This is a genomic window from Arenibacter catalasegens, assembly GCF_002909235.1.
GTDB lineage: Bacteria > Bacteroidota > Bacteroidia > Flavobacteriales > Flavobacteriaceae > Arenibacter > Arenibacter catalasegens.
Genome location: NZ_PHQQ01000003.1, coordinates 125117 through 144013 on the forward strand (window position 1 = coordinate 125117; position 18897 = coordinate 144013).

The window sequence follows — 18897 nt, forward strand, 5'->3', positions numbered from 1 at the left end:
TATTTATTATTAGCTATTTAACCACTTACCTTGTTAGATCTGGCAGCAGCGCATTTATTAAGCCAAGCCTCTCCAAAAGGATCTATTTCCCCAAACCTAGAAATTTCAAATTCGGAAAAATCTAAGGGATTGGACCTCCCAGATGCCATTTCCGAAATGCCAAGGCCAACACCTCCCGCAACGGAAATACCCGCCCCACAACATCCTGAAGCTACCAAGAATCCTGTTGTTCCAGTGACAGCTCCCAATATTAATTGTGAATCCGGGGTGTAGCCGGAAAATCCGGCTACATAATGTTTAATCCCGATATCATAGAAGGCCGGGAAAAAACGGGCCAGTCGTTCCCCATTTTCAAATAGATCATTGATTCCTTCATCCACACTAAAAACGAAATCGGTAATATCACTTGGAACCTTTTTAGGTGAAGCAACAAGTGAGCTTTTTTCTCGAATCCCAAAAAGTAAACTTCCTCCTTCCGGGCGTGCATAAGCCTGGGCATCGGGCAAAAGCACCATAGGAGAATCGGTTGGAAAAATATCGGCTCGTTCTGTAATCCAATATTGACTCCTCACTGGCGCCATAGGCAGTCCTGACCCTATTTCCTTTGCAAGTATGGGAGCCCAAACCCCAGCGGCATCTACCACCGTGTCCGCATATATTTCCCCTTCAGTAGTCTTTACACCTTTAACTTTTTTGCCCTCCTGTATCAAGCCCAAGACTTCAACTCCTTGACGAATTTTTGCTCCATGTTTTCTAGCACATCTAGCAAAGAATGTCCCCAACATATAAGGGTCACAATAGGCTTCATTGGGCACAAAGCCTATTTTCAAGGCCTCGTCCACCTTTAGCCAAGGGGCTTTTTTCAGTGCCTCCTCTTTTGTAATATAGTAGGCCTCTTGTTCATATTCCTTGGCAATTACCATAAGATCCTCCAGATCTTTGACCTTGGCCTCACTAGCAGCCACATGCATCATACCAACCACCTTAAAATCCAGCGTTTCCCCAAGTTCTTCTTCCATTTCCCTAGCCACTCGAAAGGTCTCAATGGTTAATGGAATATAGGATCGTTTGGAACGGACCATGGTCATTAGGGCAGCAGCTCTACTGGTAGCCGCATTGTTAAGCTCGTTGCGCTCCAACAGCACTACTTCCTTCCCAGGATTATTTTTACTGTAATAATAAGCAATGGCACAACCAAATATACCCCCGCCAATTATAACTAAATCGGTCTTCTGAATCGACTCACCTTTCATTGCACACTAGTTTTAATTTTTTAAAGTAACCTACTGAAGATTCACAATGCTCCAATTGGACTATATACTATAATTGTTATTTACTTTTCATTGGATTCAAAAATGGACATTGGCACTTCCCCTGTCCAAGAAAGTGGAACATTATTACAGCCGAAAAGATATGAAATGGTCATCCCTGTATTCACCGAATTATTTGGTTCCTCCAATCTTTGTCCCTTTCGTATGCCGGGACCTGTTATGGCCCAGGGCACTTCCAATTCTTGAGGCGTTACTCCGCCGTGGCCACTCTCCGGCACTCCACCGTGATCCGTAAAAAACATAAAATGCGTATCCTCATAAAGTCCTTCCTCCTTAAGCTTATTTATAAATTCGCCAATATGGACATCCACTTCTTCAATAGATGTAATATATTCTGGGGACATCCAACCATGATTATGACCAGCGTGATCTGTATGCACAGAATAAAGGAATACCATAGTAGGGTTGGACTTGTTCCTTGCGATAAAGTCTAAGGCCTTTCCATAATTTTTTTGATATTCATCATTTTCTTCAAAACTTACAACATCCAAGTACCGTGGATTAAAAGAATTGATCAGTTCTGCCCAATTGTAATAGAAAGCTGTTTTTACATTTGGTACGCCCTCCTTCAAAACTTTAAAAATAGAAGGATAATAACCCTCCTCATCGGTCTCTACTGCAGGCAAGGTTACCTTATCCAATTCCCAGCCATTACCTAAAACCCCGTGTTGTTCAGGGCCACTTGCGGTAAGATGGGAAGTCCAGTTAGGCAAGGTTACGGACGGCATAACATTTCTAGTGGTCAAGGACAGTACACCATCTGCCATTAGTGCGTCCAAATTGGGATGTTTCGCTGTATTATAACCGTCAACGCTAATACCATCTAACCCAATGACAACAACACGCTTCGTCAACACTTTCATTTCTAAAGTTTTATCTTCGACTTTACAGCCCGCCATTACCGCTACTAAAGTTGATAAAATGAATAAATACTTTTTTTTCATTGTTGCTATTCTTTTAAATTAATATATTAACACCACTACTATAAAACATGATTACCAAACTAGCGTCTAACGAACAAAATTATTATTGCACTTAGAAAACACATCACTGCTGTAGCTACAAAAACAATATTCTGCTCCCCTCCTACATCCACCAAATATCCAATAAATGGCTCCCCGGCTCCCGCAAACCCATAAGCAAATGTATTCATCACCCCAACACCGGTACCAGACCTCTTAACACCCAACAAATCAGGACTCAACGGCCAATAACAGGATTGAGGGCCGTATACTAAAAACCCTGCCGCAAACATTAACATTAATCCACCAAGTAAGTTTTCCTTTGGAACAAGGTAAACCAATAAGATAACCAAACCTGCCAGACCCATGGATAGGGCTATTGGTTTTGACCTATTGGATTTAAAGACGCGATCCGATAATTGGCCAAAGAAAATTGTTCCTAAAGCCATGCCAATAGGAAGTGCCAAAGCAATCCATAAATTAGTAGATTCATTTAACTTGGTTCCCAAATAATAAAGAGGCACCCAGACCAAGAGACCGTACCTTGCCATATTCTGAAAACCTATAGAGACGCATGCCAAAATAAATTTTTTGTTCAACAAAACCACTTTATAGCGTTCAATCGAGGTTTCATCTTCTTTTATGCCGATTAATTTGGAATCTTCCTGAACAGCAGGAAAACCAAGGTCTTCTGGTTTGTTCCTGACCACAAAATAAAAAACGGCACATCCCAAAAAAAGTAATAGTACGGGTAATCTAAAAAGCCATCTCCAATCCAATTCGTAAATATCCAACATTATAATGGCCAAAAAATAGATGAGGATTGATGAGCAACCTGCTGCAAACACATAAAACCCAAAAGCTTTACCCCTTTCCTTACCTCCCCACCAATTTGCTACTAAACGACTACCTGGAGCCCAACCCAACGATTGACAAAATCCATTTAATGCCCAAAAAACTATGATCATCCAATAGGCGGTAGCAAAACTTGTTGCCCAGTTCATAATAACAGAAAGAATACCGCCGATAACCATCATCCGACGCGCTCCAAACTTATCGGCCAAATTGCCATTAATAAATTGTCCTATTCCATAGGCCCAGAGCATGGCAGCACCAGCCCATCCAATGTATTGCTTTGTAACGTTAAACTCTAGTGATATGCCTTGAATGGCCCAACCAAAATTCTGTCTACCGGTATAGTAGAACAGGTAGCAGAACATGACAGCGAAGAGCATTTTCCATTGGTGTTTTCGAAAATTTTCATTTTTATGCCCAAAATAATCCATTTATAACTGTGGATTTAAGGAGACTCTAAACCAATTTTGTTTTTTTGCCTCTACTATTGCCTCACTGATATCCTCCAACCTATAGGGTGGGCTAACAAGTTCCTCAAATGGAAAGTTCATGTAATTTCGCTCTAAAAAAGCAACAGCAGTATCCAAATGCCATGGCGCATAGTTATGTACGCCTTTTATACTGATACACTTTCTAATAATTTGTTCTGCAGTTATACTCAATTCCGAATCGGGATGTACCAATCCGACTAAGATATATTCACCCCCCGGCCGTAACAATGTAATCCCTTGTGGTATTAATTCCTTGACTCCGGCTACCTCAAAAATCACATCGGCCCCGTCTCCTATCTTGTCTTGGATAAATTCAGTTGCTTTTAGTGTGTCACCGGCATCCACAGGAATAGCTCCAAACTTTCTGATTATTTCGAAACGCCCCAGATTTACTTCCAAACAATATATCTGGGAAACCCCCATTTCTTTTAAAAGAGCGCAAGCATAAACACCTAAAAGACCACCTCCCTGAACGACAACCTTTTTAGGCACTCGTTTAGTTTGGGACACAGCGTTTACCATGGTGGCTAGTGCACAATTGGCGGGAGCAGCCATACTATTAGACACTACTTCAGGAACCTTTACCAAATGAGTGCCTTTCCTTATGTGGATGATGGTAGAATAACATCCGTTAAGACCACTACCCTTGTATATGGAGGCGTGGCCATATTTAAAAAGTTCATTACATTTTTCAGGAAGTCCATAATCCAAACAGGCAGGACATTTACCACAACTATCGGCAATAGTCCAAGTTACTCGATCTCCTTTTTTAAAATCATGGCGGTCGTTTAGGTCTATGATTTCCCCAACCGCCTCGTGACCAAGAATACAAGGGACATCTTCTTTTCTCTTACCTTCGATCGTATGTATGTCGGAACCACAAATAGTGGATAAATTAATCCTGACCAATACTTCACCTGGATTCAAACTGAATTCAAATTCCTTCTTCTCCAGATTAAATGGCTTGCCAGAATCCTGAAAAACTTGAAATTGCGCCTTTAAAGGGATATTTTTTAACATAAAGCTAATTTCATTTACAAAGGGACGATTGATCCATTTTGACCAATTATGATATACATAAAATTTGTCGACAAATAAAAATAGAGTTTCAATATTACTCAGTTAAGGACTGATAATGAAGCAAATAGCTTACAACAAACCACCTAACCAATATTATTAATATGGTATCTAAAATATTAAATCATTTAATTTTTAGATTAACACATTTATCCTAATAAACATGCAACTAATTAACCCAAATACTAATCCGTGCTTTGCTGGTTCCACTTTAATGCTGCCAATCCCCCCCCAATAAACGACATAATCACAAAAAAGTAAAATAGATTGTCCCAACCGTAATACTCGTTAATTGCCACTACTATAAAACCTGAGAACATCTGCCCCACGGACCCCATACCATTAATGATCCCTGCAGCCATAGCCGCTCCTTTGGTACCGCCCACATCCATGGAACCTGCAGTGCAGATAAGTGAATCCGGTCCGTAGGTGGCAATCCCTATAAGGGCGATACTTATTATTGTTGCTATTTTTCCGTAAGGCACCATATAGGGATGAGCTAGACAGGCAAGGCCTAATCCTATCATCATTATGGCTACTGTACTAAATCGATTTGATTTAAAGATCTTATCAGAGCTGTAACCTGCTAGAATTACCCCAAAAAAGCCTATCAGTTCATAAACCGAAGACATATAACCAGCTTCACTGACATCATAATGCAATGCTTTCTCCAAATACACGGGCAACCAGAAAAGAAATGCATATCTGGTCATTTTAAGGATCATATAACAGCTAGAATAGACCCAAAGGGAACTGTTCCTCAGCAACAACCCCAATATCTTGAGTTTCTCTGCCTTTGCGCCGCCTTCAAATTCATACTTATTTTCAACTATTTTGGGTAGGCCAACATCTTCTGGATTGTTTCTAGTAAATAATAGGTAAAGGATGGCAATAATAAATAGAATCAATGAAGGGAAAATAAACCCCCTTTTCCACCCCAACTCCGAAAGAAAGTCCATATCGAAAGATACATAAGTGGCAAAAATGGTAGCAAGAAAGCCTCCAGTAACATAACAAGTAGACCACCAGGACATAACTATCCCCCGTTCTGTTCTTCTGAACCAAGGGGTCATATTCTTTATTAATCCACTCCAACCAGTGGATTGCCCATAACCATTAACTCCTATCAAGAATACAATCACCCCGGCAGAAAAGGTCATTCCCAAAAATAAATTTCCAATTGCAGCTAAAAACAGTCCAAAAGTGACCACCTTTCTAGGTCCAAAGGTATCCGATAGGTACCCATTTACAAATTGGCCAATGGTATATATCAAACTATACACAAAAATAATAGAAGCGTAATCAGAGTTATCCAGGCCCAAATCTGTCTCCATGGAACTCCAGGTGACCGATAAATTTTTCCTGCCGAAATAAAATCCCGCATAAGCGAGCCAAGTGAGAACAAATATTCTTTTCCTCCAATACTTCTGATCTGCGGTTAAACTCATGGTTGGACTTTATTATTTTATTTGACCTAATATATGGAGACGAATTTATAAAACATCCATTCCAGGACACAAACATCCCGGAACACTATGCCCAGGATGTCAGCATCCTGGACTACGGAATATCCCAAAAGGCTTTTTTACCTAATTAAAAACCACAATCAATCTATGACCGTATGCAAGCCAAAGGCAACTCCACTAAACGAAAATCAGGCCTTTATGTACTCTATTTGCACAAGATATTCCCGTAAAACCTTTAGAAAGTTTTGAATATCGATATAATCTATCTGGCCTATATTGGATATCCTGAAGGTGTCATAGTTATTCACTTTACCGGGATATATGGTAAAACCTCTTTCGAAGAAAAAATCGTGCATTTCCTCAAAATCATATTTATCATTCTTAGGCTCTATAATAGAAGTGATAATTTTAGAATGATGTTCCTTATCTATTAAATATTCCAATTTCATGAGCGTTATACCGCTCAATAAAGTTTCCCAGGATTTAGTATATCTGGCATAACGTTTTTCAACGGTTTCTTCCTTGGTTTCAATTATCGCCTGTTTTAAGGCATAAAACGTTTGCACCGGAGGAGTAAATCTTGTTTGATGTGTTTTCTCAAAGTAGGCATACTGCGCATACAGGTTTAAATATAGATTCCGCATAGGAATGGATTCCGTTGCCAACAAAGCCTTTTTATTGCAAATAGCAAAACCTATCCCAGCCATTCCTTGAATATTCTTATTGGAGCTTGCAGCCAAATAATCAATATTCATAGTTTTCATATCTACCGGTATTGCCGCAAAACCACTCATAGAGTCCACTATAAAACTTATTTTATAGGTAGAACACATTTTCCCTACAGCCGTAATATCATTCAACAGACCTGTAGTAGTTTCATGATGAATCATAGCCAAATGCGTCAATCCCTTTTCTTGTTTTATTACTTCCTCCAGTGCCTTTAAATCTATTGGCACTATGGACGAAGACTCGAAGATTACAGTATCTAGTTTATAGATTTTGGTGATCTGGCACATACGCTTACCATAAGCGCCATTGTCTATAATAAGGATACGACCATTTTCAGGCACTACGGAACTCAATATAGCTTCTACTGTTGCAGTTCCCGAACCCCCGAACATAACTGTGGAATACTCCTTAGGGTCACCCACAAATTTGGTAATCTCAGTAGCACAATATTCCATTAAATCACCAAACTCTTTTTCCCTAGGGCAAATATCTGTAACCACCTGAGCTAATTTTACGGAGTCAGTGGTTGTTGCAGGACCAGGGTTTAACAACACATTTCTTTTTATTTGCATTTAATATTTTTTTCGATTAAGATTTAGACTTACTTAAATAATGATTGAAAATTATAAATTTAACCCTAGGCAATATCCCAAGGCAAGGAATAGGTTTTAACATAGGTATACCCTTTCATCGTCTCTATTACCCCTTCCTTGTACCCCAAACCGGAATCCTTTACACCACCAAAAGGCGTCCATTCCAAGCGGTAACTCGGTGCTTCGTTTACATTTACGGTACCCGTATCCAATTCCGTAATTACCCTTTGTATGGATGGCCAGTGGTTACTTACCACACCTCCGGATAAGCCATAAGGCGTATCATTTGCGATTTCTATAGCCTCGTCCAAAGTTTTAAAGCGAATTATCGGAGCAACGGGACCAAATGTCTCTTTGGCCACCACTTCGTGGGCATTTTGCACATGATCTAATACCGTAGGGGCATAAAGGGCACCATCCCTCTTATGTCCTGCCAAAAGCACTGCACCATTATCTATAGCGTTTTGAACACGTGCTTCCATTTCTTTAGCAGATTCTTCAGTAATAACCGTACCCATGTCGTTATCGGCATTATAAGGATCTCCATATTTCAAAGCTTTTACACGTGTTGCCAATTTGGCTGCATAAGTATCGGCAATACTTTCGTGAACCAAAATCCTTCTAATGGCCGTACAACGCTGAGCGGAATTCTTAAATGTTCCAGACATGGTGACCTCAACAGCCTCATCAATATCTGCATCCTCAAGGACCAACAACGCTGAACTTCCCCCTAGTTCCAAAACCAATTTTTTGTAACCAGCTTTAGAGGCTATAATTTTTCCCACCTTACTGCCCCCTGTAAAGGAAACCATTGTAATTTCAGGATGTATGGTCATCATTTCCGCGGTCGCCTGTACATCTGCTCCATTAATCACATTCAACATATTGGGAGGCAACCCACAATCCAAAGCTAATTGAGCAAAATAGTAGGCGGACAAAGGTGTTTTCTCCGAAGGCTTCAAGACCACTGTATTGTTCGTAGCTATTGCCGGAGCTATTTTGTGCACTACTTGGTTCATGGGGTGATTAAATGGAGTTATACAGCTAATCAGTCCCAAGGGTACACGAGTCGTATAAATTCTTCTAGGTTTACCATTTTTTGAAACATCACAAGGAAACACCTGGGAGTCATCGTCCAATGTCTTCATAGCTGAAAAACGCAACACATCGGAAACCCTACTGGCTTCATAACGGGTATCCTTTAAACAAAGTCCCGTTTCATCTGTAATCATTCTACTAACCTCATCTACCCGCTCTTCAAGGGCATTGGCAATTTTGTTAAGTATATCATAGCGCTCATAGCGCGTAAGGGTCATTTTGGTGTTTTTGGTATCGGTTAAAACCTTATCCAAGGTTTTTGTATCTATAGAGGCTACCCTTCCCACCTGCTTCTTGGTATATGGATTATAAATATCGATCCATTCCCCGCTTACTACTTGCTTTCCATTAATTATACTTCCAAATTCGATCATAGTAATGTTTTAAATCGTTCTAGTTAGAAAATCCGTTACTCAAAAAGTGGAATAAATCAAAGTTCCTGCTGGTACCGGATGCCAGTTTATCACTGTATTCAGCATTCAATTTCTTATTGAATATCATAGGTACGACTTGACAATGTTCCCCACCGTGTGATCGCAAGCCCTCCTTAACCTTATCCAGCTCATGCCAATCAGGGGTTCTACCAATAGTGGTAGCTGCATCTGCCAAGACCACCAAGTCGCCTATTCTATCACCAGGTAATTCGAATTCTTCCACTGCTTCCTCATTGGTCAACACCTTTTCAATTCCGTCCAGAGACAATAAATAGTCCTTAGCCGCATTTAATTGTGATTTATCTTCAAGATACAGTGTTCCATATCCACCTAAGGCCCCGTGATGTACTACATAAGGATCTGTAATAGGTAAAATTACCCTCGTTTTAATATTTTGGGCATCCAAAAGTTGTTCTATAAATTGCACTTTTGGACTGCCATCCGGATTGGTCTTGGCCTGCATTCCATGATCTGCGGTAACACCGATAATAGCTCCCAATTTATCCAACTCACCCAACCATAGATCAATTTTCGATAAAAAGTCGTTCGCATCAGCGCTTCCAGGAGCATATTTATGTTGTACAAAATCTGTTGTTGTCAGATACATTACATCAAAATGCTCCCTCTTCAACAATTTAGCTCCGGCCTCTATGCAATACACAGAAATATAGGGATCGTAAATACCTGGCCTTTCCTTGCCCATTAATCCTTCCTCTACATTTTCAATTCCGTTCTCTTCCAAGGTGGCCTGATTGGCGAATTCTGCAGAAAAGCAGATTCCATCCAGATTATGGGCCAACATTTTTCGCAACTTATCCTTAGCCGTAACTACAGCCACTTTTCTACCATTCTTACTTAGTTCGGAAAGTATGGTCGGCACCTTTAGATACTTTGGGTCGTTCATCATAACCTCCTCCTGTAAGTCGGTGTCCCAATAAAAATTGCCACAAATTCCGTTTATTTTAGGTGTAACCCCAGTTACAATAGCCATATTATTTGGGTTGGTAAAAGACGGAATTACACTTTTCACCATTCCCATAGATCCTTCCTTTATAAATCGCTGCAAATTTGGCATTACGTCCTTGGCGCCTTCATAATACGGATAAGAGGTTCCATCCATACATATCCCAATAATAGTCTGCTTTTGCTTTGGATAATTTCTGTCGTTAATGTTCATGTTTAAAAATACTTTGCGTTGAATAATTATTTTGCACTAAAGTACAAAAATTTTACATATAGGAAAATTATTGATGTTTAATAATTGTTATTTATTACATGATCCGTCAATTAGCGATGTCCCATCCAAACTCCAACTGTCCTGAATTGGAATACACAAATGGGTCAGGGATGTTATTACAACATCAACGGTACGCGGTGTATCCCCAAAATTGTCAACCGCTTCAATGGCAGCAACCGTTGCATCTCTCCATACCCCTCCAGATAAAGTTCCGTGTGCCGCTGCTGGGCTGGAATCAGATATGAGCATACCTGTACCTTCTGTTAATTTCCAATGCCCCTTTAAATTGGCAACCATTGGATGTGTTCCTTCTAAAACTTTACATTGCCACTCATCTATAGTTTCCGTATCCAACAAACCGTTAAATATCCTCACTTCGGAAATGTATCCATTAAACCTATAAGCACCATTACCATCTGCCCCAATGGTAAAAGGGAATGTATTATCTATATTTCCAATAGACGACATATCTGCGCTATTCTTTAAAACACCATCGACATATACTTTTAACAGACCGTCCCTATCAAAAGTGGCACTTACTGTATGCCATTGATTATCCATAATTTGTCCTGCCTCAACATCTACCCTATTGCTACCATCCCCCACATTTACTTTAAAATTTTTGGTGCCGGGTTTAAATGAAAAAACATATCCGGGCAAAAGACCACTGTCCCAATTCTTCTTTGCTATAATTCCAACGTCAGCAGGTACTTTCCCACGAATACGGCATTCAATAGAAAAATCTTGAGAGGCCCCAAAATTGTATGCAGCATTGTCCGGTATCTCCACTATGGTCTCCGAATTAAAATAAAGCTCAGTATCACTTTCCAAACAGTTGTCGGCAGGAGGCACAATCACCTCTGTGGTTGTTTTGGAAATAATCCCTTTGGGGATTTTATCTCCACTAACAATCACAAAAATAGTACGCTCCTCATCGGAATCTCCACCATGGCTTGTCCCAATACCTCCGTGGTCTGTGCTCACCAAAATAGCCCATTCCTCATTGTTGTAATTTTCACGACTCCTTAAAGCTTCCATCAGGGCACCAATAGAAACATCCACTGTTTCTATTGCCTGAATGTAATTAGGGTTCCCAATGCTAAAACCCGTACCATGACCGGCATGATCCACATCGTCAAAATGAACAAACAGTGCTGTAAGATCCTCAACCCCTAGTTCGGCTACAGCTTTGTTTTTGACATCTACACTTGAATCTTCAGTATTTCTGGTTATATCCACAGAACCCTGGGAAATTTGATCATTTATAGGATGCCATTGGGACACAGAAACGGTCCTACCTTCAGGATAAGTTTCTTTTATATATTTAAAAAAATGAGGGTATCTTGTAAAATCGGATCCTGAGAAAGAGTTATCCACTACCTTATGTTTGTCCTGCCAAACTCCTGTAAACATTGACGACCATCCAGGACCACTGGATGTAATTCCCGTATTTCTGGCATCCAAAGAATAGGTTCCATTAGCCATAAGTGCATCCAAATTAGGGGTATTAGCTGCTGTTATACCATCTGGCCTGCAGCCATCTATTCCAATGATCAACACTTTTTTAGCACTCGCCTCCTTTTTAATATCATGTTCTATTTCTGACGAATCTTTTTGTGCACAAGACATCATGGATATTGTCAATATTCCAATCACTAATTTTATTTTTGATTTTCCCATTTCACAAGAATTATATTATTTAAAATTAAGGCCACAAATAATAAAGGGAGGAGCGTCCAATGCTCCTCCCTTATTACAAAAAACTAACTAACTCAATTATACTAACTCAAAAGATTTGTATTACATTTAATCAAATAATGCTGCAACTTCTTGAACCGAAAGAGCATAATCATAAATAACCGTTCCTGCTATCTTGCCTTCAAAAAATTGTCCATAATTACTTGTACCATCCTGCGCCAATCGCAATGGGTTACCACTTTCTGTATTGCCAACAGCGGCCATACTTGCACTGGCAACTTCCTTACCATCTTGAAACATGGTCATATTGGCATCCCTATCAAAAACCACGGTCAATAAATGCCATTGGCCATCATTAAAACCGCCATTAAAATCTGTATCTGCTTTTGTTGTCCCATCAGATGTAGCAACACGCCAGTTGCTACCTCGGAATGCTATGGTTAACCCTTTATTGGAGGAGCTGCCCCAGTCTTGATCACCAATCATAACCGGATCACTATCAGATGATGTAGTATTCACCCAAAAGGAGATAGAATAATCACTATCATGCCTAAAATCCAAATCCGCATCGCTAATTGTTGCGAACTGATTTACACCATCAAAGGTGAAAGCAGACATATCATTCTCACTACTAATTGTAGCCCCAGCATTAGCCACAGCTATATTCTTAACAGAGCCATCCTGTTTCTTTAACTGTACTCCAGTTAAGGAAGTGGAAGCGTCGGCGACCTGTTGAGCAGTCAAGGCGTAATCATAGATAGAAATCTCTCCAATGTTACCTTCAAAGAATTGACCATAGGCGCCAGTACCATCCTGCCCTACGCGAAGTGGGTTTCCACTGGCTGTATTGCCGATTCCCGCCATACTCGCAGATGCAACTGAAGTACCATCCTGATACAGGGTCATGCTGCCATCCCGATCAAAAGTCGTTACAATATAATGCCAATCCCCATCATTAAAGCTGCCATCATAATTGGTATCGGCTTTCGTTACACCATCCGATGTTGCAACACGCCAATTGTCGCCACGGAAAGCTATCGTCAATCCTGGATTGGAAGAGTTGCCCCAGTCCTGATCTCCTATCATTACCGGATCACTATCGGTAGAAGTAGTATTTACCCAAAACCCTATAGAATAATCACTGTCATGCCTAAAACTCAATTCAGGAACATCCAATATCTCTACTTGGTTATCCGCACCATTAAACTCTACTATTGAACCATAGGCAGCATCCTTTACTCTTGAAGTCACCTTTTCATCAATAGCCAAAGGAATAGTTTCTCCCGTACTCTTCTTTAAATAAACAAAAGTATCTATGATTGCATTTGGATCAAAAAACTTCGCTTTCTTAATTTCAAAATTCACGGCCCCTATGGAGCCATCCGTATATAAAATATCAAATTTAAGGGTAGTTTTATCCCCTATTTCCAATAGATTAAGTTCCTCTAAACTAGATACAAAACTTTTGGACTTAAATTTATCGCCAAAAGTTGGAAAATCTGTTAAGGTTTCCAAGACAGATAAGTCTGTACCCAGGAGCACCTTTATTTCAGAAGGTAATTTTGAAGTAACTATAGCTAAGTCTATAGACTGACCCTCGGCGTATGATTCTTTGAGCAACGGATTATAAGTCAATTCGGCTAATTCCTCCTCTGTATAGTCCAACCCCGTATTCGGGTTGGTGTGATATACATAAAATTCGAAGTTTTCCAAATACCTTTCATCTGCCCATCCTTCTCCTCTATCTACCGTACAACCAATAAATAAAATGAATATTGGAAACAGTAGCGCAAAGGCTACAACCTTGAAGTTCTTTATATTTTCTATATTTTTCATTATACTGAATTTTAAGTGTATTAATCTTTTAGTAGCCAGATTACTTGATCCCTATCATCTACCTCTGCACCAAATTGCGCTCTAAGGGCAGCCCGATAATTATCCCTATTTTCCGTATCCTCCGAACTTGGATAGGTCCAACGTATTGGATACTTCGTAATGCTATTTTCATCCGAAAATATATAGGTCGGCACTCCTGTTCTTCTTGTGGTGAAAAATGATTCCTGGTTAGAATTTTCTGCAAAAGATAAATACTTTTGCTCCAAAATTCTTTTTAATCCGGCCGCCCCTGTAATATAAGGTTGTTTAGCCGTCAAATAGTTCGAAATTTCAGCTGCATCCACACTATAGAATTCCATAGAAGCAGTTATTCCATTATCATAATGCGTTTTGGCATCTATAGACGCCCATCCTCTATGTGCCGCTTCTGCAATATGCAATTCTTGTTCCCAATAGCTCATGAAAATTCCCGGCTGGCCCACATAATTCCAATATTTATCAAAATGTGGGAAGGAGAAATCACCGTCCAATTTTTTAGAAGAATTCACAGTACCATTTGCAGAAATATCAGCACCTTCATAAGAATCAAAGTCTGCCCGCACCGCCGCCTCATCTGGGTTGACATCCAAGGCATCTTTAGTTGGATCGGCCACTTGCATTAATCTTGGGTCTTCAAAGGTTTTAAGCATATCTATGTACGTACTTGCATAGACCACCGCATCCCTATAAACAGCTTGATCTGGATTATAGGTCTGTCGAAACCCTTCCTCGTTGGTATAGGTCAACTGCGCATTATCTTGCAAACCGGTTAATAGTGGATAAGTCTCTGGATTATTAACGATATTGGCAAAACGCCCTTTAACATTTACTTCAGAATCACCTTCCCTTTTACTTAATGAAATCAACATCCTAATGGTATAGGCATTGATTAACCTTTGCCATTGTTTTAAATCCCCCTTAAAGTAAAGGTCCCCTTCCAATATGGCTCCTGGATTGTTAGTGATAAACTCGCCCAACTCTTGGTTAGCTTCATCCAACCAATTTAAACTTTGAATGTAAACCGATTTTTGTGAGTCGTATTTTGGGGTAGGATTATCAACCCCCTGCGCCGCTTCACTCAAAGGAATATCTCCCATCCTTCTAGTCATTTCAAGGTAGATATAAGCTTTAAAAAATTTACCTAAGATGGCATATTCACTTGCACCTACATTTTCCCCCTCTTCCATCATTTTATCTATATTCCTTAAATCGCCATAAGTGAATGACCCACCAAATCCACCACTGAAATTTGGCGAAGAAACATTATCTGTTGCAATCCATAAGTGATATTGCATTCGCTCATAAGTATCCCTAAAAGAAGATTCCACACCGGGAGTTATTTGCGTGAATATTAAACTCGGCGGAACCGAATTGGGCTGAATGGGATTTTCCCTTAATTCATCGTATTTTAAGCAGCTATTAGCTGCTAAAGATAGCAGCACTAATAACATTGTATTCCTTAACATATTTTTCATCTTAAATATTTTTAGAATTGAAAGTTTAAGTTAAATCCATAAGATCTTTGTGAAGGCAATTGCAACTGGGTATCTCCCGTACTTACGGTATAGGTATCCAAATCCCCAAAGGTGTCGTCCTTAGTCCAATACAAAAGATTTCTTCCTATCAAGGAGATAGAAGCGGAATCGACAAATGTTTTGTCCAATAACTTGGAAGGGAGCATATAAGTCAATGACACTTCTCTTAGTTTGGCAAAAGTCTTTTCTATTAAAACATTCTGCCACGCCGCCTTATAACCCCCGGCCCAGGTTTGGTAGTCCACTTTGTAGTTACTTGGCTCAAAGACCCTTGTGTCCGTTACTATATTCCCGTCAGGATCGTAGGTGGCCTCTCCAGAGACAATGGCTACACCAGCTATTTGCATGGTCTTGGCATCCCCACCATTTACATAGGCGATATTTGAAAGTTCCCTTTCCGGGTGAATCGCATCAGGGTGGCCACCCGCTCGCCATAAATCCCTTTCATATCTATCGTAAGTGGTTCCACCGAAACGACCATCAATTAAAAAATTTAATGATAGATTTTTGTAGGTAAGTGAATTGTTTACACTAGCTGTAAAATCTGCCTGGGTGTTTCCTTGGTTTACAGGAAAATCTGTAACCTTTGGTGTTCCGCTAGATTGAATAATCAATTGCCCGTCCGGTGACCTTTCCCATTCAGAATACCAGTAATCACCAATAAGCGCACCAACTTTTGTTCTTCCTTCATTCTCCTGCGGCGTTCCATCAGGTAATGGAGGTAAAGAAATTAAGTACTCCTTGTTTTTATCAAAATTAACGATCATGGACCAGTTAAAATTGTCGGTCCTTACTGGTGTAGCGTTGATACTAAAATCCATTCCCCTTCGCTCGGTAGTCCTACCGTTTAATCGGATACCATCATATCCAGAGGCTGAAGAAAAAGGTTGCGTAAAAATTTGTGGTCCAAATTCATTTTCATAGTAAGAAAAATCAATACCAAAACGACCTTTAAATAATTTCATCTCAAACCCATATTCAAAAGAATTAGTGAATGATGGCCTTATATTAGGGTTGTCGAGTGTTCCAGGAAAACTTGCCGTTGGAAAATTCCTGTTTCTACCAGTGTCATAAGAAGATACGGCATTATAGGTGTCATCCAGCGGATCGCTTGAATTCCCAATCTGATCACCACCAACGTTTGCGTAGGCAGTTCTTAATTTTAAATAACTGATTGGCTCTGGCAAGTTAATCATATCACTAACAACGGCACTTAGATAAATAGACGGATAGAAAAAGGTATCGTTAGCTTCCGGAAGGGATGAAGATTTATCCACTCTTCCCGTCATACCAAAGAATAGCTGGTTTTTATAAGAAAAGTCCAAAGCGGAATAAGCACTGTAAACACCCTTATATCTCTTGGAGCTACTAGGTGTCACCTGATCCACCGAATTATTCAAGGTGAAAATTTCAGGAATGATCAACTGTGTAGTGCTCGCATTTTCCCTTTCTAGTCTAACATACCGTTGGTTGGCACCCAAAGTGCCGTTCAATTGAATTTCATCATTGAAAAAGCTCTCATTATAAGAAAGTAAAAAATCCGTATTATTTTCAAAATAACGAGTAGCATTATATCTAAATCGCCCGCCTCTATCCGGAATATCATAATTATAGATGTCCTTTGAAATTTCCTCATTATCGGTCAAGGAATAGGAATTTAAGGTAGACCTAACTGATGCGCTTACCTTATCCGAAAGCTTAAAGTTTGCCTTAAGATAGGTTAAAATGTCGTTTTTTGTCCATGGTTTTTTCCAATAATGAGATAGGATATAAGGATTATTATATCTCCAATTCTCTACGAAATTTTGTTTAATCCCTTCTTTACCAGGTAGCCAAATATTGTCTCCATCAAAATTACGGACATCAAAGTTGGCACCTCCCCAAATACTTAAAAGATAAATAGGCGAAGTTGGTCCATAGGTCCCCCTAATCCTATTGTCCGAATATTGATAGTTATACTGTAATGACCCATCTATGTCAACGGCGTCAGAAAGAATTAGGTTCCCTCTTAATCTAAAGGTATTTATATCCAATCGCTGTCCAGGAGTGGAGGCCTTTGCATATTTATAGGTATTGGAAATTACAAAACTGCCTTTATCAGAACTAGACTGTACGGTTACGTTATTTGAGGTCACCATACCTACTTCCATAAAATTCTTCAAATTGTCCTCACCTCTAGAAATCCATGGGGTAGGTATACGCTCACCTGTTACTGGATCGATTGGTGAATCGAATTGCTTAACAAGCCTGCCGTCAAATTTGGGCCCCCAAACCGAGTAATCAAAATCGTTAACACCACCGCCACCTGCAGCTCCGGTTCCAAACTCATATCTTCCTGTATTTCCAGGACCATATTGAGTTTGACCGTGCGGTATTCGGAGAAAGCCTCCTTGAAAAGTAGTGGAAGAATTAAAAGAAATTACTGTACCGTCAACGCCTTTACCTGATTTCATGGTGATTTGGATTGCTCCATTGGCGCCCAAAGAACCGTAAAGAGCGGAAGCTGCTGCACCTTTTAAAACAGTGATGTTTTCAATATCATCTGAAGCAAGATTCCAAAAATCACTATTTGGCTGCGGTACGCCGTCAACAACAATTAAGGGTTTTTCACCTCTCAAATAAATCTGGGGATCAGAGAAGAAATCTGAGCCATTACTGGTAACCGTAACGCCGGAAATTTTACCTGTTAATGATTCTACCACATTCGGGGCTATTGCCTTTTGCAGCGACTCACCATTTACCTCTTGGGTAGCGTAACCCACCCTCCTTTTTTCTTTCCTTATCCCCAAGGCAGTTACTACAACTTCCTCCAAAGCATTTCCAGCTATCAAAACAATGTTCAACTTGTTCTGAAGGCCAATTGTAATCTCCTTGGTTTCAAAACCCACATAGGAAACCACCAAAATACTTCCCGAGTCAACGTCAATAGTAAAATTTCCATCAAAATCGGCCACCACTCCATTGGTAGTTCCTTTTACCATAACAGAGGCACCTGATAAAGGCACTCCATCTTCATCGGTCACCGTACCTGTAATTTGTTGTTGAACGTTGGTCCCTATCAATATTGACGGTTTCCTATTGCCTTCAATGTTGGGACTCAACATATTTGCAAATAAAATCTGGACTATTCCAAGGGAAAATAACAGCCCTAATAATTTAGTTTTTCTTTTGTTCATCGTGGTTTATTTAGTTAAAAAAATCTTAAAATAATTTTACTTATATGAAAATTTTAGGGTCAATTTATAAAAATATTTCCTATTTGTAATCTTTTTTTACAAAAAAAACCTAAAATGTTTACTAATAGTTAAATTTATTAATATGTAATTATTAAATTTAGGTTAAGGAAATTACTTAATAAAAAGTCATCACAAGGAGTCACTATATCTGGATGAAATTGAGTTATTTAGACAAGGCAAGAAAAAGTTTAGTAACCATTAAATAACGTGAGTTCGACTTAAGAAATGAGTATTTTATATTGCAGGAAAAGCAGAAAATTGGTATATTTAAGTATCTAAC

Annotated in this window: 12 protein-coding genes; all 12 read right to left on the bottom strand. The window is 39.6% G+C overall.

What is annotated here, in order from left to right:
- Positions 1-17: 17 nt before the first annotated feature.
- Positions 18-1253, bottom strand: coding sequence for an NAD(P)/FAD-dependent oxidoreductase (locus CWD90_RS04290; protein ID WP_103474688.1), 1236 nt, complete (start codon positions 1251-1253; stop codon positions 18-20).
- Between the two features lie 80 nt (positions 1254-1333).
- Entirely contained in the window at positions 1334-2275 is a 942-nt protein-coding gene (locus CWD90_RS04295) for an alkaline phosphatase family protein (RefSeq protein WP_103474689.1), read from the bottom strand.
- Positions 2276-2334: 59 nt separating this feature from the next.
- Complete coding sequence (locus CWD90_RS04300; protein WP_103474690.1) at positions 2335-3579, bottom strand: MFS transporter; 1245 nt, start codon at positions 3577-3579, stop codon at positions 2335-2337.
- Positions 3580-4659, bottom strand: a complete 1080-nt coding sequence (locus tag CWD90_RS04305) for a zinc-binding dehydrogenase (protein ID WP_103474691.1) — start codon at positions 4657-4659, stop codon at positions 3580-3582.
- A gap of 242 nt (positions 4660-4901) precedes the next feature.
- Positions 4902-6164 (bottom strand): MFS transporter, encoded by a 1263-nt coding sequence (locus tag CWD90_RS04310; RefSeq protein WP_103474692.1) that lies wholly within the window; start codon positions 6162-6164, stop codon positions 4902-4904.
- 206 nt (positions 6165-6370) lie between these two features.
- Positions 6371-7483, bottom strand: a complete 1113-nt coding sequence (locus CWD90_RS04315) for a 2-aminoethylphosphonate aminotransferase (protein WP_103474693.1) — start codon at positions 7481-7483, stop codon at positions 6371-6373.
- Positions 7484-7548: 65 nt separating this feature from the next.
- The gene (locus CWD90_RS04320; protein ID WP_103474694.1) at positions 7549-8976 is read right to left on the bottom strand and encodes an aldehyde dehydrogenase family protein; all 1428 of its coding nucleotides are present in this window, start codon (positions 8974-8976) and stop codon (positions 7549-7551) included.
- Between the two features lie 19 nt (positions 8977-8995).
- A complete protein-coding gene (gene phnA, locus CWD90_RS04325; protein WP_103474695.1) occupies positions 8996-10213 on the bottom strand; it encodes a phosphonoacetate hydrolase in 1218 nt (405 codons plus the stop codon).
- A gap of 87 nt (positions 10214-10300) precedes the next feature.
- Positions 10301-11953 (bottom strand): alkaline phosphatase family protein, encoded by a 1653-nt coding sequence (locus CWD90_RS04330; protein WP_103474696.1) that lies wholly within the window; start codon positions 11951-11953, stop codon positions 10301-10303.
- A gap of 126 nt (positions 11954-12079) precedes the next feature.
- Positions 12080-13807, bottom strand: a complete 1728-nt coding sequence (locus tag CWD90_RS04335) for a LamG domain-containing protein (RefSeq protein WP_103474697.1) — start codon at positions 13805-13807, stop codon at positions 12080-12082.
- 20 nt (positions 13808-13827) lie between these two features.
- Positions 13828-15321 carry a SusD/RagB family nutrient-binding outer membrane lipoprotein gene (locus CWD90_RS04340; protein WP_103474698.1) on the bottom strand — a complete coding sequence of 498 codons (1494 nt, stop codon included), beginning with the start codon at positions 15319-15321 and terminating at the stop codon, positions 13828-13830.
- 11 nt (positions 15322-15332) lie between these two features.
- Positions 15333-18557 (bottom strand): SusC/RagA family TonB-linked outer membrane protein, encoded by a 3225-nt coding sequence (locus CWD90_RS04345; RefSeq protein ID WP_103474699.1) that lies wholly within the window; start codon positions 18555-18557, stop codon positions 15333-15335.
- Between the last annotated feature and the right edge of the window lie 340 nt (positions 18558-18897).